Source organism: Aquimarina sp. RZ0 (genome assembly GCF_008370685.1).
GTDB lineage: Bacteria > Bacteroidota > Bacteroidia > Flavobacteriales > Flavobacteriaceae > Aquimarina.
Window position 1 is genome coordinate 1 of the sequence record NZ_VTZU01000043.1, and the last position, 23,014, is coordinate 23,014.

Annotated in this window: 19 protein-coding genes and 1 tRNA gene; 11 read left to right on the top strand and 9 right to left on the bottom strand. The window is 31.1% G+C overall.

Annotated elements, in window-relative coordinates; genetic code table 11:
- The first annotated feature begins 120 nt into the window (after positions 1–120).
- The 3 genes from F0000_RS16615 to F0000_RS16625 all read left to right on the top strand — a co-directional run bounded on the left by F0000_RS16615 (position 121) and on the right by F0000_RS16625 (position 3,013).
- The gene (locus F0000_RS16615) at positions 121–777 is read left to right on the top strand and encodes a hypothetical protein (protein ID WP_255452780.1); all 657 of its coding nucleotides are present in this window, start codon (positions 121–123) and stop codon (positions 775–777) included.
- A 139-nt stretch (positions 778–916) separates the two neighbouring features.
- On the top strand, positions 917–1,675 hold the full coding sequence (locus F0000_RS16620; protein ID WP_149625856.1) for a thioesterase II family protein: 759 nt from the start codon (positions 917–919) through the stop codon (positions 1,673–1,675).
- A complete protein-coding gene (locus tag F0000_RS16625; RefSeq protein WP_149625857.1) occupies positions 1,676–3,013 on the top strand; it encodes an aspartate kinase in 1,338 nt (445 codons plus the stop codon). It begins immediately after the preceding gene.
- A gap of 76 nt (positions 3,014–3,089) precedes the next feature.
- Here the strand turns inward: F0000_RS16625 and F0000_RS16630 are convergent, their stop codons facing one another.
- Positions 3,090–4,685, bottom strand: coding sequence for a tetratricopeptide repeat protein (locus F0000_RS16630; protein WP_188112154.1), 1,596 nt, complete (start codon positions 4,683–4,685; stop codon positions 3,090–3,092).
- A gap of 607 nt (positions 4,686–5,292) precedes the next feature.
- On the opposite strand from F0000_RS16630, the gene F0000_RS16635 reads away from it, so the two are divergent.
- The 5 genes from F0000_RS16635 to F0000_RS16655 all read left to right on the top strand — a co-directional run bounded on the left by F0000_RS16635 (position 5,293) and on the right by F0000_RS16655 (position 10,783).
- Positions 5,293–6,024, top strand: a complete 732-nt coding sequence (locus F0000_RS16635) for a 4'-phosphopantetheinyl transferase superfamily protein (RefSeq protein ID WP_149625859.1) — start codon at positions 5,293–5,295, stop codon at positions 6,022–6,024.
- A gap of 217 nt (positions 6,025–6,241) precedes the next feature.
- Positions 6,242–6,898, top strand: coding sequence for an MBL fold metallo-hydrolase (locus F0000_RS16640; RefSeq protein WP_149625860.1), 657 nt, complete (start codon positions 6,242–6,244; stop codon positions 6,896–6,898).
- A gap of 62 nt (positions 6,899–6,960) precedes the next feature.
- Positions 6,961–7,419, top strand: a complete 459-nt coding sequence (locus F0000_RS16645) for an isoprenylcysteine carboxylmethyltransferase family protein (protein ID WP_149625861.1) — start codon at positions 6,961–6,963, stop codon at positions 7,417–7,419.
- Positions 7,420–8,436: 1,017 nt separating this feature from the next.
- A complete protein-coding gene (locus F0000_RS16650; protein WP_149625862.1) occupies positions 8,437–9,735 on the top strand; it encodes a cytochrome ubiquinol oxidase subunit I in 1,299 nt (432 codons plus the stop codon).
- Positions 9,736–9,745: 10 nt separating this feature from the next.
- Entirely contained in the window at positions 9,746–10,783 is a 1,038-nt protein-coding gene (locus F0000_RS16655; RefSeq protein ID WP_149625863.1) for a cytochrome d ubiquinol oxidase subunit II, read from the top strand.
- 521 nt (positions 10,784–11,304) lie between these two features.
- On the opposite strand, the gene F0000_RS16660 is transcribed toward F0000_RS16655, so the two are convergent.
- From F0000_RS16660 to F0000_RS16670, 3 genes are all read right to left on the bottom strand, one after another.
- Positions 11,305–13,041 carry a T9SS type A sorting domain-containing protein gene (locus F0000_RS16660; RefSeq protein WP_188112155.1) on the bottom strand — a complete coding sequence of 579 codons (1,737 nt, stop codon included), beginning with the start codon at positions 13,039–13,041 and terminating at the stop codon, positions 11,305–11,307.
- 290 nt (positions 13,042–13,331) lie between these two features.
- Entirely contained in the window at positions 13,332–14,501 is a 1,170-nt protein-coding gene (locus F0000_RS16665) for an SRPBCC family protein (protein WP_188112156.1), read from the bottom strand.
- Positions 14,502–14,569: 68 nt separating this feature from the next.
- Positions 14,570–15,421: an AraC family transcriptional regulator gene (locus F0000_RS16670; protein ID WP_149625866.1), complete on the bottom strand. Its 852-nt coding sequence runs from the start codon at positions 15,419–15,421 to the stop codon at positions 14,570–14,572.
- Between the two features lie 810 nt (positions 15,422–16,231).
- Here F0000_RS16670 and F0000_RS16675 point away from each other — a divergent pair.
- Positions 16,232–16,306, top strand: a tRNA-Pro gene (locus F0000_RS16675).
- Positions 16,307–16,558: 252 nt separating this feature from the next.
- On the opposite strand, the gene F0000_RS16680 is transcribed toward F0000_RS16675, so the two are convergent.
- Positions 16,559–16,927, bottom strand: coding sequence for a DUF983 domain-containing protein (locus F0000_RS16680; protein WP_149625867.1), 369 nt, complete (start codon positions 16,925–16,927; stop codon positions 16,559–16,561).
- 381 nt (positions 16,928–17,308) lie between these two features.
- Here F0000_RS16680 and F0000_RS16685 point away from each other — a divergent pair, with 381 nt between their 5' ends.
- Positions 17,309–18,184 (top strand): AraC family transcriptional regulator, encoded by an 876-nt coding sequence (locus tag F0000_RS16685; RefSeq protein WP_149625868.1) that lies wholly within the window; start codon positions 17,309–17,311, stop codon positions 18,182–18,184.
- Between the two features lie 291 nt (positions 18,185–18,475).
- Here the strand turns inward: F0000_RS16685 and F0000_RS16690 are convergent, their stop codons facing one another.
- Complete coding sequence (locus tag F0000_RS16690; RefSeq protein WP_149625869.1) at positions 18,476–18,832, bottom strand: hypothetical protein; 357 nt, start codon at positions 18,830–18,832, stop codon at positions 18,476–18,478.
- A gap of 146 nt (positions 18,833–18,978) precedes the next feature.
- On the opposite strand from F0000_RS16690, the gene F0000_RS16695 reads away from it, so the two are divergent.
- Positions 18,979–19,803, top strand: a complete 825-nt coding sequence (locus F0000_RS16695; RefSeq protein ID WP_255452776.1) for an AraC family transcriptional regulator — start codon at positions 18,979–18,981, stop codon at positions 19,801–19,803.
- 413 nt (positions 19,804–20,216) lie between these two features.
- On the opposite strand, the gene F0000_RS16700 is transcribed toward F0000_RS16695, so the two are convergent.
- From F0000_RS16700 to F0000_RS16710, 3 genes are all read right to left on the bottom strand, one after another.
- Entirely contained in the window at positions 20,217–21,038 is an 822-nt protein-coding gene (locus F0000_RS16700) for an OmpA family protein (protein ID WP_149625871.1), read from the bottom strand.
- A 66-nt stretch (positions 21,039–21,104) separates the two neighbouring features.
- Complete coding sequence (locus F0000_RS16705) at positions 21,105–21,527, bottom strand: hypothetical protein (RefSeq protein WP_149625872.1); 423 nt, start codon at positions 21,525–21,527, stop codon at positions 21,105–21,107.
- Between the two features lie 226 nt (positions 21,528–21,753).
- Entirely contained in the window at positions 21,754–23,010 is a 1,257-nt protein-coding gene (locus F0000_RS16710) for a PepSY domain-containing protein (RefSeq protein WP_149625873.1), read from the bottom strand.
- Positions 23,011–23,014 lie beyond the last annotated feature (4 nt).

Here is a 23,014-nt window from a genome sequence, read left to right on the forward strand (position 1 = left end):
TTATTTTTTCTTTATGCAAGGCAAAAAAATCAAGCATAGCTATAGCTACGGTTTATTTTTTAAACGAAGTAGAAAGGAAAAAGAAACGATGAATATGCGAAATTTTTAGTTATAAATCGTATTAATAGGCATCTAAAGATTATGAGGTCATACATACAAGCTCCAACAGCTCATGCAGCAGCAGTTAAGAATCCAAAAATGTTAGGAGGTCCATTTATTGATTATGATGGAAAAAGAGTTGATGAAATTACCATGCTAAAAGATGAAACTCTAGAAAAACAAAAGGACTTAATAGCTTTTAATAATGCAGTAAAAGAACTTGATGAATTACTAAAAAGCAAGGCAAAGGGGTATTCATTAGATCCTCTATATAATGAGGTTCCGGAACAGTTAAAAGGGTATGTTGATGTCCTGTTTTTAGGAATGGAATGTGATGACGCCCCGCTATCATGGCTTTATGGACCATTGATGACAGAACCTTTAACACGAGAGAAATATTCTTCACGAAGATTGGCTGGCTCTAATTTTCAAAGAGGTAAAGGTCTTGTAGATGCATTCCATGCAAAAGAAGTATATGTATATGCTATGGGACAGGAACCTTGGCTAGAATTTATTAGCAGTATAAAATACACAGATGAATCTAACCCAATTGTACAGTCAGATAAACTAATTGAGTATTGTAAAACTAATGGGATTATATCCGAAAGATTATTTGGAGAAAAAGAAATTTTATATAATAAATTAGCCTCTGAACTCATTGAAAATGATATGGCTTAATGTGTTTTATTATATGTAATTCAGGGTGTTAAGTAAAAAAAATAGATAAACCAGATTTAACTAATAAAGACAATTACCAAATTAGTTATATCGCATTTTATAATCGATTTGGTATGCTAGGTAAAATTTAATCAATTCAATGAATACAGATTTTTCAAAAAATAAGATAATTGCAATTCCCTTTGCAGGAGGTAACAAGTATAGTTTTAAAACATTAGAAGATCAAGTTCCTGATCATTTGGATTGGAGAACATTAGAACTTCCTGGCAGAGGTGCCAGATTTAATGAAGAATCATTATTTACGATTCCCGAAATGGTTGAAGACCTTATAGCTCAATTAATACCTCATATCAAAACAGGAGATTATATATTATATGGTCATAGTATGGGAACTCTGTTAGGATATGAACTTACTAAGCAAATCATCCAGCGTAAGTTGAAATTACCGCATTGCCTGTTTTTTACAGGGCGAGCAGCACCAAGTATTCTTCTAAAAGAAAAAAAATCGGTTTTACCAAAGATTATATTTTGGGAAAAAGTACAAGAAATGGGAGGTTTACCCAAAGAGATTTTGAAATGCGAAGAGTTATTGGAATTATATTATCCAATTCTAGTATCAGATTTCAAAGCAATAGAAGATTATATATACACCCCAATGGAGAAACCATTTTCTATACCAATATATGTCTGTCTGGGAAAAGATGAAATAGGAGAAGAAAAGGGAAAAACAAAGATTACGGATATAAAAGTCTGGGGTGACGAAACAATATTCCCTTGTACTCCAGAATTAATGGAAGGGGATCATTTTTTTATATTCAGAAATCAGAAAAAAATAGTAGACAAACTCAGTAATATATTTCGAATACATTCAAATAGTATAGTTTTAAAAAAAAAATGAATGAAAATTTTAAAGTTTGGAGGAACTTCTCTTGGAACGATCGAAAATTTATATAAAGTAAAAAACATTCTAGACAATGATACTGATCAAAAGATTGTTGTATGTTCAGCTATGTCTGGAGTAACGAATCAGTTAATTTCTATTTCAGAAAGTGTCAGACTTAAAAATAAAGAAGATATTGAATTAAAACTAGGAGAACTGAGGAATAAACATATTGATATTATACGTGGATTAATAGATGATCATACCGTAAGAAATAAAGTTGAAAACTTTGTGGACGAGGTATCAAATAAAATTTTGGAACTATCATATCTGGAGTATACAGAAGATTTACACTCTAGAATAATAACCTATGGCGAAACATTATTAACTCAGATGTTTTCTAGCTTCTTAGACCATATTGGAATATCAAATGTATTATTAATAGCTGAAGAGTTTATGTGGGTAGATACTATCGAAAACCCTAATATAAAAAAGATATCTAAGCGATTAGAATCTATTTTAGCAAGTATACCAAAATCACAATTGTATATAACACAAGGATTTATCTGTAAGAATGCTAATGGTGATATTGATAACCTTAGAAGGGGAGGGAGTGACTATTCAGCAACAATTATAGGAGCAGCGTTAGCGGCTAGAGAAATAGAGATATGGACAGATATAGATGGTGTACATAATAATGACCCAAGATATGTGGATGCGACATATTCTATTCCCTATTTATCATATAGTGAGGCTTCAAAATTAGCATATTTTGGAGCTAAAGTGTTACACCCTCAAACGATAGTACCTGTAATTGATATAGATATTCCGGTTGTATTAAAAGATACAACGAATCCTGATGCTGCCGGTACAATCATTTCAAATAAAACATATAGACAAGGAGTAAAAGGAGTTTCTGCAAAAGATGATATAACTGGAATTTCCATAAAATCAAAAAAGATTTTAAAAGGATATGATTTCCTGACCAGCATATTTGAGATATTTAATAAGTACCAAACTACGATTGATATGGTTACTACTACAGAAAAATCGATATTTCTAACCATTGATAACCCTAATAAATTAATCGATATAGTAAATGATATTAATAGATTGGGAGAAGTAACGTTAATGCCTCATCAGAGTATCATCTGTATTGTTGGAGAATCGATTATTCAGGATAAAAATTCACATAGGATTTTTGAAATTTTAAATCATATTTCAGTAAAGATGATTTCCTATGGTAGTAGTACTAATAATATTTCAATATTGGTCGATTCTCGTGATAAGATTGATACGTTGAGATTATTACACAAAAAACTTTTTTTAGAACAATCAGAAATGGTTGTGTTATAAATTTGGGTTGTATATAGTTGTTGGTTTAATTCAAAAAATAACCTACAGAATGTTGAGGAGAAATGTATCCAAAAGGCTAATTTTCAATATCAATTAAATAGGTGACAATTTCTTGCTTTGGTTGTAATCCGAGCTTCTTACGAAGACGGTATCGTGCCGTTTTTACACTCTCTGGTGAGATTCCTAAAATACTAGCAGTTTCTTTGATGTTTAAATTTAATCTGGTTAAGGAACAGATTTTTAGATCGTTATTTTTTAGATTAGGATGTCTTGCGATAAGTTTTGAATAGAAATCGGTATGAACCTTTTCGAATACCATTTTAAAATCTTCCCAATCTTTGTCTGTAGATAGGTTTCTTTTAATAATCTCTATGGTTTCATTGATAACAAGGTCTCTTTTCTCTACAGGAATGGCCTTCATGCTGATTAATTTGTCTAATAGTTGTTGGGAGATTTCATTTTTCTTCACAAAATTAAGGGCGTACGAAGTAAGTTCTTTATTCTTAGAATTTAATTGTTGTTTTAGCTGTTTCTGCTTTAATTTTGAGTTTTCCAATGCTTGTTGTGCCAGTGCATTATTTGTAATTAATAATTCTTGATCTTTTTGTAATAATTCTTTGTTTTTTTTAAAAGATTTAAAAACGAAATAAATAATTAAAAAAATAATAAATATGCCTGTGAGAAGCGCATAATTAATGAGTTTATCAATTTTTTCTTTTGTTCTGAGCAGTTGTACTTCTTTTTCCTTTTTTTGAAGTTGGTTTTCAAATTCGAGATATGCAATCTGTTTAGCCTTTTCTATGTTAAATATGGAATCTTTTAATTTAATATACCGATCAGAGAATAGTAGTGCCGCTGCAGGATTGTTTTGTTGTTTTTTTAGTTCTTTTAATTCTTCATATGCAGCTAATTCTTGTTTCTTTAAATTATTTTCTTCGGCCTTTTCCAATCCTTTTCTCAGGTTCTTTTCTGCCAACTCTAAATCGTTGTCGAGTCGATGTATTTTTCCTAATAAAATATAGTTACTCGTTAATCCATCAATGTCTAGTATTTTTTGTCCTAACAACATAGAAGTGTTGATATGATAATATGCCTGTGTTTTTTTATTTTCTTTAATATAGAATAACCCAAGGCGGTTATGGGCTTCTGCAATTCCATAAGTAAAATTATTTTGGGTATGAATATCCAAGGCATTATTTAGATATTTTTTTGCTTCTTCCAATCTATTCTGAATGATAAAAATACTACCCATCTTAGTAAAAGTAGTAGCTACTCTATCCGTAAGATCTAGCGACGTAAATTTATGAATAGCCATGTTGTAATAATTCAGGGATTTTTCATATTGTTCTAGATCAGCATATACCATACCAATATTAAGATTAGTATTAGCAATACCTTCTGTATCTTCAATCTTTTCATAGGCGTTTTGAGACTTTATTAAATACTGCAATGCCTCATTTTGATACCCTTGTGCCCAAAAAGCAACGCCAATTACTCTATTTGCAAAAGCAATTCCTTTTTGATACCTAAGCTTTTTTGATAAAACAAGTGCCTTTTTTCCATATGATATGGATTGATCAGGATTAATGATCCAATATTCATATCCAATTTCATTAAGTACGTCCACTTTTAAACGATCGTCCTTATGATGAAGACTCAATTTTTTTTTCAAGCTATCTATTTCTTTATCAATTGAGATAAATGAAAGATTAACAAATAGTAAGACTGATAAATAAATAATAGAAGTAAAAATATTTTTATTGAACCTGACAGGTCTCATTCTAAAGATTTTTAATTTTCCCAAGACAGCTTTATAATTAATAGTGAGCCATTTTGAATACGATTAATTATGACCAAAAAAAAGAGTATAAATTAGATATCATTTTAATATTGATTTTATAAAATGTGTTAAATCAATACGTATACTTCTTTGATGTGATTCTAAGTGTTTTTTCCTTATCAATTACAAAAATACTCTTGCCTGTTTTATTAAAATAGATGAATATTAGAGAGAAGTTTACCACCAATACTAAAAAAATATTAAAACATACTTGAAAAAAATCTAATGTATTATATATTTTCGACGTTTACAATATGAGTGCTATTAAATAAAGTAGGAAATTTACATTATTCATGTTTTAAAAATGTTTAATTAAAGAATAACTTTGAATACGTGCTTTTACATTGTAAATGGTATTGTGCCGGTATAAAAAATCGATTAGAAATATGAGAGTTAAGAAAATCAGATATAATTATGGAGACTATGATAGAAATACTATATGAACATGTATAGTGGTCAAATTTTATTAGGAAGAGAAAACGAGCTTTTTCGGGCAGGTTTTTGTTTGATTAAAGCAACATTACCTGGTTTATTAGAGAGATCTAATATGTTACATCCAAGTGAATCTATGTATTTTAATACACTGAAATATGATAGAAGAAAAACCAGTTATTTGTTGGGTAGGATTGCAGCAAAAAATGCAGTATTACAACAAATAAACCAGGAAGTAGCTCCAAATTCTTTTTCAGTAACGTATGGAGTTTTTCAGTTTCCTGTTGTAAAACATCTTCCAAGCAATAATATTCAGGTAAGTATAAGTCATTGTGATCAAATTGGTTTTGCTGTTGGATTTCCTGAGGAACACCCAATGGGAATCGATATAGAAAAAATTGATGCAGATAAGATTGAAGCCATGAAAAGTATGATTTGTGCTGAAGAGTTTGATAAAATTAATACACTGCCGGTATCAATATTAATAGGAAGTACACTCATCTGGACAATTAAAGAAGCACTATCCAAGGTGCTCAGGACAGGATTAATGATTGATTTTAAAATATTAGAAATAGGCGAATTAAAAAAAGAAGAAGAAAGTTATACAAGCACATTTAAACATTTCTCGCAATATAAGGCTGTCTCATATCATGTAGGCGATTATATATACTCTTTGGTCTTACCAAAAAACACTTCTTGTGATTTAGTTCAGTTTCATAATATTTTAAGAACTTTGTAAAAAAAAGCCATAACTAAATAGTTAGAAAATACAACATACCAAGATCACGTTATAAGTAATAGATGTACTGAATAAATGAACCCGTATCATTTTAAAATAATTCAGAAACACTTTTTTTATGCGAAATGATATAGCATAATCCATATAAATTTAGAAATAATAACAATCGGTAGTTATTTTCTAGCGTATTAGAAACCCCTTACGGAATACATTAAACATGAACGTCAAAGTATTTAAAGTTGAAAATTTATATATCAAAAATCAATGCTACCTTATTCATAATGATGGTATAGGGGTTCTTATTGACCCGGCATGGGATTATAGTTTGATAAATGATTATATAATTTCAAATGGTATTAATCTAAAAGCTGTTTTACTGACTCATAGCCATTTGGACCATGTGAATTTAGCTCAGAAATTCTCAGAAGTTTACGATATTCCAGTCTTCATGTCTGAAAAAGAGATCGAGGATTCAGGTTTTAGGGCACAAAATCTGAATAGCGTTTCACATCTGGGAACTATCGAAACGATAGAATACTTTACTATTCTGCCGATACTCACACCTGGACATACTTTGGGCAGTACCTGCTATTTAGTAGATAATAATTTGTTTACCGGTGATACGGTTTTTATTGAGGGAGTAGGAATTTGTAATCGTGATGATGCATATAAATTATATGAATCAGTACAATTTTTAAAATCAAATGTATCTCAGGATACGTTGATTTGGCCAGGGCATTCATTTGGAGACTCGCCAGGGAAAGATTTACAATATCTTCTGAAAAATAATATTTATTTTCAACTTGAGAACGCTGAACATTTCGTTGATTTTAGGACTCGTAAAAATAGACCAAACCCTTTTATGTTTAAGTAAAGAAAAACTAGAGTACTGTATGGTAAAGAGTAGTTATCTCATAATTTAGTATTTTTAAAGAAATGAATATTGATAAGAAAGGGGGCATCTTTGTATTGGTGCAAGTGATGTTGTTTGTAGTGTATACAGTACCCATACGCACTCTGAATTTTTCTTGTTCCTCATCATTTAGTTTATTGTTTTTAGTACCAGCGGTAGTTGGATTAATCATACTATTTGGTTCCATTTTACAATTACGATATCAATTATCTCCATTTCCTAATCCCTTGGATAGAGGGGTTTTAATCACAAGAGGTTTTTATAAACTATCGAGACATCCTATATATTCAGGAATCTTATTAAGTGCCTTCTCTTATGCATTATATTCTTGCTCTATAGTTAAAATTTTAATTTCTATCTGCCTTTTGGTTTTGTTTTATTTCAAAAGTGCCTATGAAGAAAAACTACTTTCAAAACGATTTGTAGCGTATCAGGAATATAAAAAACAAGTAGGTCGTTTTTTTCCAAGAATAATACGATAAATATTCATCGTAGTTTATAATTTTTTTTAGCTTGATATTTCAGTAAATTCAAGAGATAAATGGGATAAAACACCTAAAAACGTCTTACTCTAAACCTATCCGCTCAAGAACATTTAGTCTTTAAAGTAAATCTTTTTTACAGGTTGTTGTTTTTTAGCAAGAAACCCCATGTTGTATGAGTTTATGGGTGTTTTTTAATGTTAACCTTAAGAATTATACGATTTACGGGTGAGAATTTCGTAAAAATAATGGCAAGGATTTTTCGCTAGATTGATGAATCAAATTAAAGAATAGCTATAGCTATTGTTTCATTTTATGAAGAAAATATAGTAGAAAAAGAATGTCATTAGATGCGAAATTTTTATTCGTAAATCGTATTATTTATCATTTGATCAAAAACTTGGCATACCTTTTGTTTTATTAATAATAACTGATTGGGCAATTAATAAAATCAGTTATTAAATAAGTATTAATTTAAAAATAGGGAAGTTATGATAGATTTAATTTACAAGTCGCTTGGGATTGATTGGAGTACAGTTAAAAAGTTTTTAAAAGAGCTACCTGCAGCTTGCAGTCATGCCATTCATAGGTAGCAGATTGCTTTTTAATTTTTAATAATCTAAAAATGCGAATAATGCTAGAAAAAAACTTTGTATAACCGGATATCTTTATTAGTTGATATCCGGTTTTGTTTTTTATGACTTTTTATTCATAAATGACCAAATTTTTTTAAAAAAGATTCAACAGATTTGATTAATCAAAATCTTTATTCTCAAAGAATATTTACACAGATACAAGTATCTAATATACACTTGTTAATTAGTGCTGGTATTTCTTCAAAAATTTGACAAACGATCTTCCGTTTTACTTCATAAAATCATTACAGTGCAGTATCTTTACAGCTCAAATAAATTCCTTAAATAGTATGCCTGTTATTGGTTATTGTGCCTATAATACATGATTGTATAACAAGCTAGGAGATATTGGTATAAGGAATACAATCTAATAGTTGATTTTATGGAAAACCTTGATGCAGCAAGACTCCAAATGGCATTTACACTTATATTTCATATAGTTTTTGCTTGTATTGGAATGGTTATGCCATTTTTTATGGTAGTTTCTCATTATAAATGGCTAAAAACGAAAGATCAACTTTATTTAACATTAACAAAGTCGTGGCAGAAAGGAGTGGCGATTTTCTTTGTTACCGGAGCCGTTTCTGGAACAGCATTGTCTTTTGAACTTGGCTTGCTGTGGCCAGAATTTATGAAACACGCCGGTCCTATTATCGGCATGCCTTTTTCATTAGAAGGAGCGGCATTTTTTGTAGAAGCAATTGCCTTAGGATTTTATTTGTACGGGTGGGATAAGCTACCAGAAAAATTTCATTGGTTTACAGGAGTTATTATAGGGATATCTGGAGTTGCCTCCGGGGTTTTGGTAGTTGCTGCGAATGGATGGATGAATGCTCCAAGTGGGTTTGATTATATAGATGGACAATTTCTAAATATAGATCCTGTACAAGCGATGCTCAATGCTGCCTGGGCTACTCAAGCACTTCATATGACATTAGCAGCATTTACAGCGACCGGTTTTGCTGTAGCAGGAATCCATGCGTATCAGGTATATAAAGGTAGAAAGGTAGCATTGCATACCAAAGCATTTAAGATTGCTATTACCTTTGGAGCTATTGCTGCAATATTACAACCAATCAGTGGAGATCTTTCGGCAAAAGATATAGCCAAACGTCAGCCTGTAAAATTAGCAGCAATGGAAGCTCATTATAATACAGAAAAAGGCGCTCCATTATATATTGGAGGTATTGTCAATGCAGAAACACAAGAGGTAAAATATAAAGTGGCAATCCCAAAGGCATTATCTTTTCTCGCCTTTGGGGATTTTGATGCAGAAGTAAAAGGATTGAATGACTTTCCTGAAGATGAACGTCCTAATGTACCAATGGTTCATTATGCTTTTCAGGTCATGGTTGGGATCGGAGGTTTATTATTATTAGCTGGTATTTTGTATTTTATTTCGATTAAAAAGAAAAAATGGTTGCATATGAACGTGTATTGGCTTCTTTTTGTGTTTTTGGCTCCATTAGGATTCATAGCTTTAGAGGCAGGGTGGATTGTCACAGAAGTAGGCAGACAACCGTGGATTATTCATAAAATTATGCGTACAAAAGATGCAGTCACCCCTATGCCCGGCATTATTGTTAGTTTCTATATCTATATTGTTGTGTATTTTACATTATCGGTTGCTGTAACGTGGCTAATGACCCGTCAGATAAAAGTTCTTAATTCTTCAAAATAGTCTGTAGTATATGTTATATGTTGTTCTGTTTTTTCTAATATTTTCATTGTATTTATATGTTGTTTTGGGCGGTGCTGATTATGGAGCCGGAATTGTAGAGCTATTTTCTTCTGAAGAAAATCAAAAAATCACTAAAAAGACAATTTATAGAGTTATGGGACCTGTATGGGAAGCGAATCATATTTGGATTATCATCCTGATTGTAATTCTATGGATTGCTTTTCCATCGTATTATAACATTCTTGTTGTATATCTGCATATCCCTCTTACCATTGTTCTGCTTGGGGTCACATTGAGAGGAGTTGCTTTTGTATTTAGGCATTATGATGCAATCATTGATAATTCTCAACGGTTATATGATACTTTGTTTAAAATATCAAGTTTAATTACCCCAATATTTTTAGGCATGGTATTTGGCGGATTGATTAGCGGAGAAATAGTTATGGTAGAAGATATAGAAACCTTAACATTTTATGAGGTTTTTATAAATCCCTGGTTTAATATTTTTAGTATTTTGGTCGGTTTGTTTTTTGCATCACTATGTGCTTTTTTATCATCTGTATTGCTTATAGGAGAATCAGAGAGTGTACACGAAAATATCTATATAAGAAAAGCAGCCATTGCCACCATAGTTGTTTTTATTGTTGGATTAATAACGTTTATATATGGGTATGGTGCTGCGCATGTTTTTGTAAAAGATTTTATAAAAAACCCATATTCGCTTATCTCCATGTTGTTTTCTGGATTATTATTGATCCCGCTTTGGATTGCGATTAAAAAGGGGAGAAGGGTCTTAAGCAGATTTTTTGCAGGATTACAGGTCTTTTTGATATTATTAGCAGCTATAGTAGCACATTTCCCTGGAATTATCATCACCAAATCAGAGAACATAAGTCTATTAGAAAATATAGCGCCCGAGTCTGTTATTAAAGTTTTAGGGATTTCACTTATTATTGGTGGTTCTGTAATTCTTCCAGGTTTATTTCATTTGTTAAAATCATTTAAAATGATAAAGATTTTGGATAGAAAAGACAATCCTTCGGCTTAATAAAAGACTTTTTTTATTTTGTATCCAAATTCTGGAAGTAGTTTAGTTATGGTGCCGGTTCTGAGGATTGTTTTTTTTTATTTGATAATCACTGTGTTAGTTTCTTTCCTGATGTTTGAAAACAATTTGCAAGCTTATAGCCTGGTTTTCTATGTGCAACTAAGCAATAAAATCAGCAAGGTTCCTGGAACTCGCTCAATTCTGATCGCTCAGTGGTGTAGATAGTTTTTATACCAGTGCATCCATTATTTTAAGAATTTCATAAATTTCAGGACAATCTTTTGAGAGTGATACTGTATCCATTATTAGGATCTGATTCTAGTTTAAAATTGATTAATAAAATGGAAGGTGTCAATAGTATGACGCACGCTATAAGGTGAAATCGAAAGAACCCAAAAGTATTCTGGTAACAGTTCAATACAAGCTCTTTACCCGATTATCGAGATTTAAATCTAAAAAGAGGCTTGCCTCGAAATGCTTATTTTTCAATAAATACTTTCTGGGTTTGTTCCGAGGGGTTTTTACTTTTTTAGTATTTTTTCAGAGAAAAAATTACCGTTTTTATTCAGTATTGTTACCATATAGAGACCTGTTGATACCTTTGTAAGATCAATATTTTCATTATACGTATCTAATACTTTATTGCCGTATATATCATAAACAGTTATTTTATCAATTTCTTGTATCCCAAAAACTTTTGCAATATCAGAGGTTGGGTTAGGAGATATCGCCATTTTCTTACTATCAACCTCGTCTACACTTAAAACGGTTAACGCCGTACTATATAATTCAGATACATTATCTGTATCTTGTTCAGCACTATAAATAACATTAATATTATCCGCGCTCATTTTTTTATCTAATACAAATCCGCCTACAACCAAATCTCCATTGAGTTTTAGCGAACTACCTCCTTCAATATCTACTACATAAAGTTCTCTTCGTACACCTTCTATATCCGAACAATAGATAACCTTAGTGCTATCATCACTTATTTCAAAATCATTAGATACTCCTATACCCTCGTGACCTTCTGGAACAGTTGGATTTAATTTTTGCAAATTTTCTCCATTTATTGAGACACTATATAATTCTCGTGCATTCAATGTTTCTTGATTGATACCGTGATACACTACCTTATTCCCATCTGGACTAAACTCATAGCTGTTTACGAACCCAGAACCAAAAGGGAAATCTGCATTAAGTTTTATGGGGGTTCCTCCATTTACGGAAACCACAAAGATTTCTCTAACGGAGTTTCTATTTTGATCAGATTTATATACTACATTCAAACCATTTGGATTTATTTTAAAGGAATCTATATCTCTGTCACTTGCAAAAAAAGAGTTTAGTTTTATTCGGTTTTCACCCGAAACATCCACACTATATAGCTCAAATACTGTATTTCTATCCTCATCAGCTTTATAAATGACTTTTGATCCGTTTGGAGTGATTAGAAACTCCAAAACATTCCCACCTGCAACCAAATCTCCGTTTAACCTGGTCGACATTCCTCCCTGAATCGGAACGCTGTATAACTGAACAATACCATTACTTCTCATTCTATAAATAACCTGATCATTGCCAGGGCTAATAGCATAATCCAAAACTTCGTCAGTATCATTTACAATAGGTACACTTAATGTACTATTTTCACCTGTCTCAATATTGGTACTATACAACTCGAACGTGTCATTGGCATTTTGATCAGCTAAATATACGGCATAAGTACTATCAAAATTGATCTGAAAATTAATTACATCTCCGCCAGAGGTAATTACGCCGTTCAACTTTGTTACCGCACCTCCATCAATCGAGACAAGATACAATTCGGTAATAAATTTAAAATCTTGTTCAGCCCGGTAGACTACATATTTATTATCCGAGCTTACTTCAAAATCATCCTCAATACTACTAAAACTATCATTATTTAGCTTTATTAAATTTCCTCCATCAATGCTGTTGACATATAATTCGGATTTACCAATACTTGCATGATCGGCGGTGTATAAGACTTGCGCGCCAGTCGGAGATAATTTAATAGTTTTAATACCAAAATTATTTTGGATCGGAGCCAAACTAGTAGAGATACCTCCTTCTACAGGAACACTATATAATTCAAAGCTACGAGTCAATTTATCACTAATTGAGTATACTACTTTTGATCCATCATTATTAATCCTAAAAGTAAGAACCTCGTTATCTCCCGTAAGCTGATTATTTAACTTTGTCTGTCCAAAAACGGAATAACCAATCACTGAAAAAAGCAGATTTAAGGTATATAAAACAGTTGAAAAACAGTTTTTATGCATCATTTATAAAATTAATATTAATGGTAAAGAAAATTACTATTATCGTAATATGCAAAAGTACATAAATAGTTGGTTTGCAGTCAACTCATTTTTTGGCTAGTATTATACTAGGTTTTTCTTATAAATTATTAAGAGTATTATTATAAAGTATCCAAATTTTATTTTGCTATATTTCCGACCAGAGGCTATATAATTAAGAGGCGCATGAATCGAGAGGTTTACGTGTAGTGAGAAATTTACGGATATAATTCCTCTTTTTCTACACGGCTCTGTTTTCGTTTTTCCTTTTTTTTCTGTTTCTCAATTTGTTTTCTCTTAGCTTCCGGAACTTTACCAGTCTCAGAATATATCTTCAATTCGCTTAATACTATGTTAACTTCTTTTTTCATTTGACTAGTGATCAATTCGTGTAAAAAGAAGCCTGTAAATCTTTTCATATGCAAAGTTACATTCATTTCAATTTTGGATTGATTGGGGGCTACTTTAATTACTTTCCAATGGTTATTTGCAAGTATTATAAATCCTGGTGCCCCTTCAATAAGATCATAGGACAACTCTTTATTTTTATCACTGAACATAACGAGTTTTTCCACGAGCTCATTCCCTTTTCCAATATTTGTTTCGCAAACCCTGGAGGAACAGGTTGTCCCTTCGTGTTCTGGTTTCCCTATTCCGTATGAGTGATGCAAGGTAGAGGTCCATACAGCTGTTTTATCAAATTCTCTACAAATTTTCCATAAGGAGTCTTCAGATACATTTATAATATCACTCCTTAATGTCTTTTTTATAATTCTGTTCTTTGTTCGTTTGTCCAGTTGTTTTTTTTGAAGTTCCTTTATTCTATTTGCTTTTGAGAGAGAAACTTTTCCATTCTCGGCATAGTGCTTAATGTCGTAATATATGCCGTTACCATTCCTGTTAATTGCCTTCAACATAGTTTTTTTGAGAAAGAAAGCATGAAGTTTTTTCATCTTCATGATGGTCGTTGTTCTCAATAAAGATTGTTTTGGTCCATTATCAATTACCTTCCAGTGCGTTTCGTTGGCAATAATAAAGCCTGGGAATTTAGTTGATGCAAATTTGATTTCTCTACGGGAGTCATCATGAAAAATTAGGTCTTCATGGGATTCATGATGTCCTTTTGAATTTACCATACTGGTTCTTTTGCTCCAAGGCACACCTTTGAATATTTCTTCTCCAAAATACTCTGTACTATCAATTAAAGTGCTCCAGCGAGAGATATTTGGGTCGCTGATTATTCTCCAGAGGGTATCAGCTGAAACGTTTATAAATTCACTCGTGGTAATTGTTTTTAATTCGGTGTACTTTTTTTCTTGTTGTGCCATAACTTCTGAATTAGATGTTGCCATTAATAATGCCGATAGCATTAAAATCTTTCTTTTCATTCTTTTTGATTTACTCATGCTACGGCAAAAGTAAAGACCACAAAAAGTAGAAGTTTGACTAAGAAGTTTTATCCTTTGTCTGAGAAGTTTAATCTGTATTCAGATGGAGAAATTCCATATTGGGCCTTAAAAACCCTTGACATATGTGCCAGTGTTTTAAATTCACACTGGTAAGCTATATTAGTGATTGATTCATTGGAAACAGGAAGCAATTCAGCAACCTTTTCAATGCGTTTTCTGATCAAGTAATTGTTTGGAGTATCATTATAAATCCTCTTAAACGTTTTTTTAAAGGTAGAAAGACTCTGATTATTTAATTGAGCCAATTCCTCAATTCCAAGGGACGAATAGATATGTGCATCTATGATCTCTTTGAATTCGAATGTTTTTTTCTCATAGAGATTAGTCATTATACCTATTACCTCAGGGGCATTGGCTGTATGAATCAGGAGAAGTATAAGTTCATTAAGTTTAAGTTTCAGTAAGTCTTCAGACACCAATTCTGGATGTTCAAAATAAGATATTAATCCAATAATGTAATTTCTCAACAACTCATTTGTTTCAACTAGCGTAGAATTTACACTTAGCTTATGCCAGGTACGGGTTGAGAAAGGAGAAGTAACATTATGATAAAGTTTTTCTAGTACGTCTTTATGAAACTTAATTGCGATGGCTTTGTATTCTGTTTTACCATTGATTGTTAAGGTACTAAACGTGCTGTTGCCACATTTTGCAAGAACAGCCTGGTTCGCTTTTAATCGAAGTTCCTCAGTTTCAGAATAATTAGTACATCGACCTTGCAATATATATACAAACCCTGCTTCGTCTTCGGGCATGGCTGTTGCCATTTTAATAGGTTGTGTCATTGTCACCAAATTGAACAATGGTTTTCCGAATAACGCTATTGTTTTTATTTCCATAATAGTCCAAAACTAACCCAAAAACTAAGAAAAGATTTGTCTGAGAAGTTTTTTATCGTTTTATTAAAGTGAAATACAATGTTTGGTTCTGTGTAGTACGAAAGTAGAAAATCACAGATGTTCGAGCTAATATTTAGCCAACGTTTATAATTTGATTTAATATTTTGAAGACAAACGAATAGGTATATCAAAGAATTATGGTAACCTCATACCAAGTACTAGATGTTTTTTGTAATTCTACTAATTTTTTTCTTTGACAAGAAAATTTCTAAATTTTTGTCTTTAATACGATTTGTGATTAAAAAATTCGTATAAATTCATTGAATTATTTTTTCTTTATGCAAGGCAAAAAAATCAAGCATAGCTATAGCTACGGTTTATTTTTTAAACGAAGTAGAAAGGAAAAAGAAACGATGAATATGCGAAATTTTTAGTTATAAATCGTATAACTCCATTTTTAAGAATTTTAATAGAGTCAGCTAGACTTAAACTATTTGTATTACAGTATTGTACTTCTTCTGATAGTTGAGAATTTTTTTTGCAGTTTCTAGAGTTACTTTTAAAGTTTTAGATTTTTGATATTTATTTAAACTGATATATTTATATTTGCGATTATAAGAAATCCTAATTTTGATTGATAGCCTTGTTTGTTGATCTATGAGTATCAACATTAAGTTCAGTTTTGATCATTTTGAAAAAAATTTTATTTGTAAACAACTCTAATAAGATTGAATTATTTAAGCAAAAAACAGAAGCTTTTGACGTTAGTTTTTTGATGAAAATCTGATTTTTAGAAATGTTAAAGTATATCGGGTAGTAGCTTAGTCCGGTTAAAGTGCTGGTCTGGGGGACCAGAGATCGGAGGTTCGAATCCTCTCTACCCGACACTCCTAAACCTCCTTTATTCAAGGAGGTTTTATTTATTATACCTTTTCTGGTTTTAAAATATTCAAAATAAAAAGAAGCTATTTTTTGTTTTAGTCAAAAAAGAGAATTAAAATCTATAGCCACGGCTTCATTATATTTTGAAACATCAACGAAAAAGAGCAAATTTTACGCGATAATTTTAAAATTAGAAATTGTATTATTACAATTTTTAGCTCTATAGAATTTTCTAACACATTAATAGAGGAAGAGCTATTTATAACTCATAAAAAAGTTAATCCAGATATTACGAGAGACTCTTAATATGATGGGTAAAGAAAAAAACAATACAAGGACAATCAGACAATAAGTGGTTATAAGACCGAAATCAAACAAAAAGTAGGATAAAATAAATGTGGCACCGGCAAACATAATACCTACGGGGTAGCTTACATACATTGCACCATAAAAAAAGGAAGGTTCGATTTTATATTTTGTTTTACAAACGCTACAACGCTCGTTCATTTTTAAGGTTTCTTTTAGTCGGTATGGATTTTTTTCTGAGTACATACTTTCATTCTGACAAACGGGACAACTACCTCTTAGAATGCTATTGATTTTTGTGCCTTTTAAAAAATTCATGACGTTTTATAATTACAAATTAGATACGATATATAACAAGTATTGAGGTATTAAAACCAAGCTTAGTTTTTTGGAGTATTTGCTAATTATAGAGTATTTCACTGTTTTTACTCGATCATCGAGATGTAAATGCTCTGCGAATTGCCTCGAAATCGAAATGTTTTTTTCAATAAATGCCTCGAGGTAGTTTACTATAAAGTCCATGTATATGGAATGTTTTATCATAACAAAATATGATTTATATTTTTTGATTCAGAATTACTGTTATTCAACATATTGTTTATTAATATAATATGAGTTACAAAATTAAGTAGATTAAAGTTCGAAACGTTCAGATGTTTAACGCCTTTTTTTGTACATTTAAGACATATTTTAATTATTTTGAAGGCAATACCAATACTTAATATAACTCAGTTTGAACGCCAAGAATCATTAGAAGATTTTTATAGTAATGATTTAAAAACACATCTGGAAAAAAACAAGAATATTTTTCATAAAGCTCATAAACATGATTTTTTTCTGTGTGTTCTATTTGCCAAAGGCTCTGGAATACATGAAGTAGATTTTAATACATATGATGTAACTACAGGAAGTATATTTTTTTTAATGCCTGGTCAGACACATTATTGGAAATTTGATGATGAGCCAGAAGGATATATATTTTTTCATTCTCAAAATTTTTATGAGTTTTATTTTTCAAATAAAAAGCTTCAGCAGTTTCCTTTTTATTATTCTTACAACAACCCACCATATTTAATCCTAACATCACATCAGATTGTATCGCTAGAATTATATTTTAAAGAAATAAATGTAGAGTTCCACCAAAAATTAATCTATAATAAACAGAAAATAGCCAGTTTAATCGATCTTATTTATATTGATTTATCTCGTTTGTATGTACGTGTAGAAACTTCGTATAAAAATTCTTCTCCAACATATTTAAGAACGTTAGCAGCATTAGAAAATACAATTGAACAGTTTTATAAATTAGAAAAATCGGCAAAATTTTATGCAGAAAAACTAAATATTACTCCCAAACACCTGAATAGAATTACCAAAACAACGTTGAATAAGACGACTACAGATCTGATTACAGAACGTATTTTGCTAGAAGCAAAACGCCTTATAGTACATTCTGAAAACCCTTTGTCCAGGATTGGAGAAAATTTGGGATATGAAGATTATGCTTACTTCTCCAGAGTGTTTAAATTAAAAACCAATAAAACACCATTAGAATTTAGACAAGAATATCGTTAGTGTATTAATTGAGCAAGGAGTAATTAATATTTCATATAGAATGATAGTTACATAATTTTACAAAGCGATTATATGGATACCAGTTCTCAAATGAAATTACCGATTATAATCATTTCTTTTTGTTTCATACCTCAAAATAAAAAGCACTGATAGCGTTGCTATCTATGGATTTTCTTTTTCGTCTGAATTAGAAAGTAATTTGATTCAGTTTACGGTGATTTCATCTAAGAACAGGTATAAGAAGATCACATAAGCGCTTTTGTAAATTCAAAAAAAGCTACTAGAAAACAATTACGCGTGGTAATAACGTTCTCTATAGATTTTTCCATCTTTCCATTCTGTAACAACAGTTTGTTCAGAAAGCATAGTACTGCCATCTTTAAGTTTTAGCTCCATCACAGCATCATAGAAAGAGTGATTGCCATTAACAGCAAAATTGTTTACCTCATATCTCACAAATTCTGAAAGCTGATTGGTTATAAAATCTTGTTCAAATTTTAGGTTGAACTCTTTCCCTTTCTTTGGAGAATTATTACTTTCTCTAAGCTCAACATCATCGTGTAAGTAGGTTTCCATTGCTTCAATAAATGCTCCTTTGGATAGTAATTGATGAACATGTTTAAGGTTTTTTTCGATTATAGTTTCCATAATTATTTTTCTTAATGATTTATATAGGCAAATTTAAGAGTTGAAGGAAGGCTTAAAAATGAAGATTATTCCTTATACATTGTAGATTTTTCTTTTTTTCACAAAATTTATTTGTTTATTTGAGGATGCGACTGAATTATACAAGTTTGAAAGATGAGAGTTTGTTTATTTTTACTGATTTTAATTGTTCTTCTTCATTAAACCTGTTACGTGATACCGGGCTTTATAAAATTATATGGAGTAAAGATTATTCTGTCAATATACGTGTTGATGGATCTCTGATAACGCTAAAAAAAGATCAGATTATCTTTTGTACACCACTTAATATATTAGAAATAGAAAAAAGTACGGAAGGTATGCTTTCATTAGTATTTAATAGAGAGTTCTATTGTATCAGAGATCACGACCAGGAAGTTTCGTGTAATGGTTTTCTTTTTTTTGGTTCTTCTGTTCCACAAGTATTATCACTTAATGAAAAAGAAAAGGAAAGTTTCTCTATGCTCTTTTACTTTTTTAAGGAAGAATTTGAAAATAAAGATCATATACAGGGAGAAATGCTGAGAACCTTGCTAAAAAGGTTTCTCATTAAGTCCAGAAGACTTATAAAGAAAGATATATCAGAACCCGAATTGCCAAATAATCAATTAGATATCATCAGGCGATTTAACATTTTGATAGAGCAGCATTTTAGAGAAAAACATCAGGTTTCTGATTATGCTGAATTACTGTTTAGATCCCCTAAAACTTTATCTAATTTGTTTCGTAAATATAGCGATAAATCACCTCTAGCCATGATAAATGAACGTATTGTTCTTGAAGCTAAACGGTTATTGTTATATTCGGACAAGACTTCAGAAGAGATAGCGTATGAACTAGGGTATAAAGAGGCGGGACATTTTTCTAAGTTTTTTAAGAAACATGTAAGTTATAGCCCTTCTGAGTTTAAAAGTAAAAAACTTCTAAACTCTTAACCCATTCACGAACGTCAAAAAAATAATTGTTTTCTGGTTATTTTATAAGGTAAATATTTTATCCCTTCTGTAATAAAATATTCTTTTTTTTCTTTTTGTAGAAAGAAAAAATAGCGTATTATCAGGTGTTAATATTGATGTATTCAATATAATAAGGATAAGCATTTTGATAATTTTGTTAAAAGCTTTTGTGCCTGTAAGAAAATACAGATAATTATAAAAAGCAAGCTAAAAAATTGAAGTTAAAGGTTGTTAAAAAAGGGGGTATTTCCCCTTATTATTGATTTTTTTGCAACTTCAAATTTTAAGGGTTGTGAACTTCCCCAAAGTTTATAGTCTTATTTGAACAAACTTAACCAACACATTTGTAAAAGAGGCTGTTTTTGAACAGCCTCTTTTTTTAGTTTCGATGGCTATTTTGATGCACCATTTTTCATGTTATTTTTGACTAATCCATAAAATTCATCAAATCTGGGATCAATAATAATTCTGGTTACAGTTTCAATTCCTTCTGTTGCATATTCACTTTTTCCTAAAGCTTCCATTTTTTTAGGATCTACTTCATACTCATTTTGTAATACTCTAATTACAGATGCAGCTTGTCTGGCGCTAAGATCCCAGTTGTCCAGAAGCTTTTTACCATCTAATTTTAGCGCATTGCTATTACCTTCTACAGTGATCTTGAGAGTAGGGTTGGCATTAAGAGTAGTGGCAATCTTTGCCAGCATAGGTTTAGCTTTACTATCAACTATATAGTTTTTATCATTTTCTCCAAAAAGAGTAGTATTAGGAACAACAATAAAAATAGTACCATTGCTAATTTTTATATTATCACCGCCAATAGCATTTTTAAACATACTAAATACTGCAAGATTAATAGAATCATTCGAAGTAATGGCATCATTGATCGCATTTAATTGCTTATCTTTTTCTTTGATAATCTCCTGAGAAGTCTGAAGATTAGACGCCTTTTTATTAGACAGTTCCGTAAAACTACTCATATTTGTTAATAGAGAGGCATTCGTTTCTTTTAGATCTTTTACCTGTATTTCCATTGATTTGGCTTTTGACTCACTTACTTTTTCTCTTTTGCGAGCATCAGTGAGTTCTCCTTTTGTAGTTTTTAATTCCAGTCTAAGCTTATCAATCTCTTCTAATAAATCTTTTTTCTTTTGTGCGTGTACTACAGAATTGGTTAATAAGAGTACAGCTGCAAATAAAATAATGTTTCTCATAAGTATATGTGATTTGTTGCAATTGCTAATGTAAAACTTTTTTATAATTAATAGAAAAACCAAGCGCTATGATTTCTCTAAAAGCTTTTTGGCATTGTCAATACTGGCATTGATTTGATCTCTCAATTTGTTGACTTCTATTTTTTCTTCTCTTAGTATTTCTAACTTGAGATTAAATTCTTCTTCATCCTCTGGTGTTACATTTTCATTGTGAGGGAACTTATTGCTAAAATCACTCATCCAATTCATCATAAAATCATAGGAGTCTTTTAATTTTTTTTGTGCATTGGCATATGTTTGCCCGGTACTGGTAGTATCTATTTTAGCTTCTAAATTCTTAATAAGGGAACTCATTTCTCCCATTTTTGGCATTACCTCATCATGCACATCGATAACTTTTTGCATTAAATCATCAAATTCTTGTTCTTCCTTACTTAACTGATTACAAGAAACTATCAGTAAAATGAGCGAAATAATACATTGTTTCATATATTTTTTTTGAAATTTGGTAAAAATAAAGCTTTTCGGGTTTCCAAAAAAACAATATTGTTTCTATAGTTTTAAATTCCTTCAATGGTGGTACTAAAGTAACAGACTTTTTTGAGTATATTTTCTGGTTCCATGTAGTTTTCCATTTAGAAGTACCTGGTTGCCTAATAAAATATCCTGCATGCAAAGAGTATGCTTGTTCTGACCAGTACATAATTAGTATACATTAAGTGTTAAGCGTTTTTATTTTTTGAGATGTACGTTTTAGATATTCAACCAGGATGATCAGAAGAAGGCTTACTCCAAAAAGAGGGAAAATTATAGATAAAATCAATAATACGAGTATAATACCATAGCCCAACTTAAAAGAAGCCGGAACTTTAGGAACTCCCCAACTTTTCTTTCTTTTTCTAAGGATATAAGATGCAATGGCTGATAGGCTCATTATAGCCAGAATGACTGCGGTAAAGAACATTAACCACCAGTTCCAATTCCCAAATTCACCCTGATGAAATGCCATAAACCACATTCTTCCTCTCATCAGAACGCCCACATCTTTCCAGGTGAGATGTGCTATTTGAGCTCCAGAATATTGATCAAAATGAATTTTTTGTTGGGATGATAAATTAGATGGATTAAAATTAGATACACTAAATACTCCTTTTGGGCCTCTTGGAAAACTAAGACTTACCTGACCGGGAAGTTGTAACTCTTTGGCCTTTGCGACCATTTGATCAAGTGTCAAAGCATTTTCTAATGGATTTGATAATAATTGTTTTCCTTGCCAGGAAGCAGGATAACCAGTATTTGTTATTTTTTGTACTTGTTTAAAATTGTTTCCAAAAACATCGGTCCAGGGAAAACCTCCTGCTAGAATCATTAATAATAATACAGATATCCAAAATCCTGAAATCGCATGTATATCTCGATAAAAAGTTCTTCTATCTATATTCGTTCGAGGAATGAAATATCCTTTTATTGCCCACTTATTTTGCGGCCACCAGACATATAACCCTGTTAGGATTAATACGACCATCCAACTCGCTATAAGTTCTATGATTTTAGTTCCGAATGCACCCATTAACAATTCTCCGTGCAGTTTTCTCACCAGATACATGTCTGTTTTTTTACCAATAATTTCACCAGAAACGTTCCCGGTATATGGATTTATGTATAAACTGCTTTTTCCTCCAAATCTACCCGAGACAAATTCTGTAGCCTGATTAGGAGCGGTAGGGATGATTATAGTATTGGGTTTTTTTATAGCATTCTTATTTGCTATTCCCCATTGTTCCTGGAAAGATAAGGATGTCTCCTGTACAATTACTTCTTTTATATGTTTTTGTCGTGGGGTCTCATAATCAGATTTAAACAAATATATGGCTCCAGTTATAGAGAGTATTAGTACAAAAGGAAGCGAAATTAATCCAGCTATAAAATGCCATTTCCATAACCAGGTATTTAATATTGATTTTTTTTTCATAATG

Coding starts and splice junctions, on each gene's coding strand:
- F0000_RS16620 (WP_149625856.1), top strand. CDS start 917: ATGAATACAGATTTTTCAAAAAATAAGATAATTGCAATTCCCTTTGCA.
- F0000_RS16625 (WP_149625857.1), top strand. CDS start 1,676: ATGAAAATTTTAAAGTTTGGAGGAACTTCTCTTGGAACGATCGAAAAT.
- F0000_RS16635 (WP_149625859.1), top strand. CDS start 5,293: ATGAACATGTATAGTGGTCAAATTTTATTAGGAAGAGAAAACGAGCTT.
- F0000_RS16640 (WP_149625860.1), top strand. CDS start 6,242: ATGAACGTCAAAGTATTTAAAGTTGAAAATTTATATATCAAAAATCAA.
- F0000_RS16645 (WP_149625861.1), top strand. CDS start 6,961: ATGAATATTGATAAGAAAGGGGGCATCTTTGTATTGGTGCAAGTGATG.
- F0000_RS16650 (WP_149625862.1), top strand. CDS start 8,437: ATGGAAAACCTTGATGCAGCAAGACTCCAAATGGCATTTACACTTATA.
- F0000_RS16655 (WP_149625863.1), top strand. CDS start 9,746: ATGTTATATGTTGTTCTGTTTTTTCTAATATTTTCATTGTATTTATAT.
- F0000_RS16665 (WP_188112156.1), bottom strand. CDS start 14,501: ATGAAAAGAAAGATTTTAATGCTATCGGCATTATTAATGGCAACATCT.
- F0000_RS16670 (WP_149625866.1), bottom strand. CDS start 15,421: ATGGAAATAAAAACAATAGCGTTATTCGGAAAACCATTGTTCAATTTG.
- F0000_RS16680 (WP_149625867.1), bottom strand. CDS start 16,927: ATGAATTTTTTAAAAGGCACAAAAATCAATAGCATTCTAAGAGGTAGT.
- F0000_RS16690 (WP_149625869.1), bottom strand. CDS start 18,832: ATGGAAACTATAATCGAAAAAAACCTTAAACATGTTCATCAATTACTA.
- F0000_RS16700 (WP_149625871.1), bottom strand. CDS start 21,038: ATGAGAAACATTATTTTATTTGCAGCTGTACTCTTATTAACCAATTCT.
- F0000_RS16705 (WP_149625872.1), bottom strand. CDS start 21,527: ATGAAACAATGTATTATTTCGCTCATTTTACTGATAGTTTCTTGTAAT.
- F0000_RS16710 (WP_149625873.1), bottom strand. CDS start 23,010: ATGAAAAAAAAATCAATATTAAATACCTGGTTATGGAAATGGCATTTT.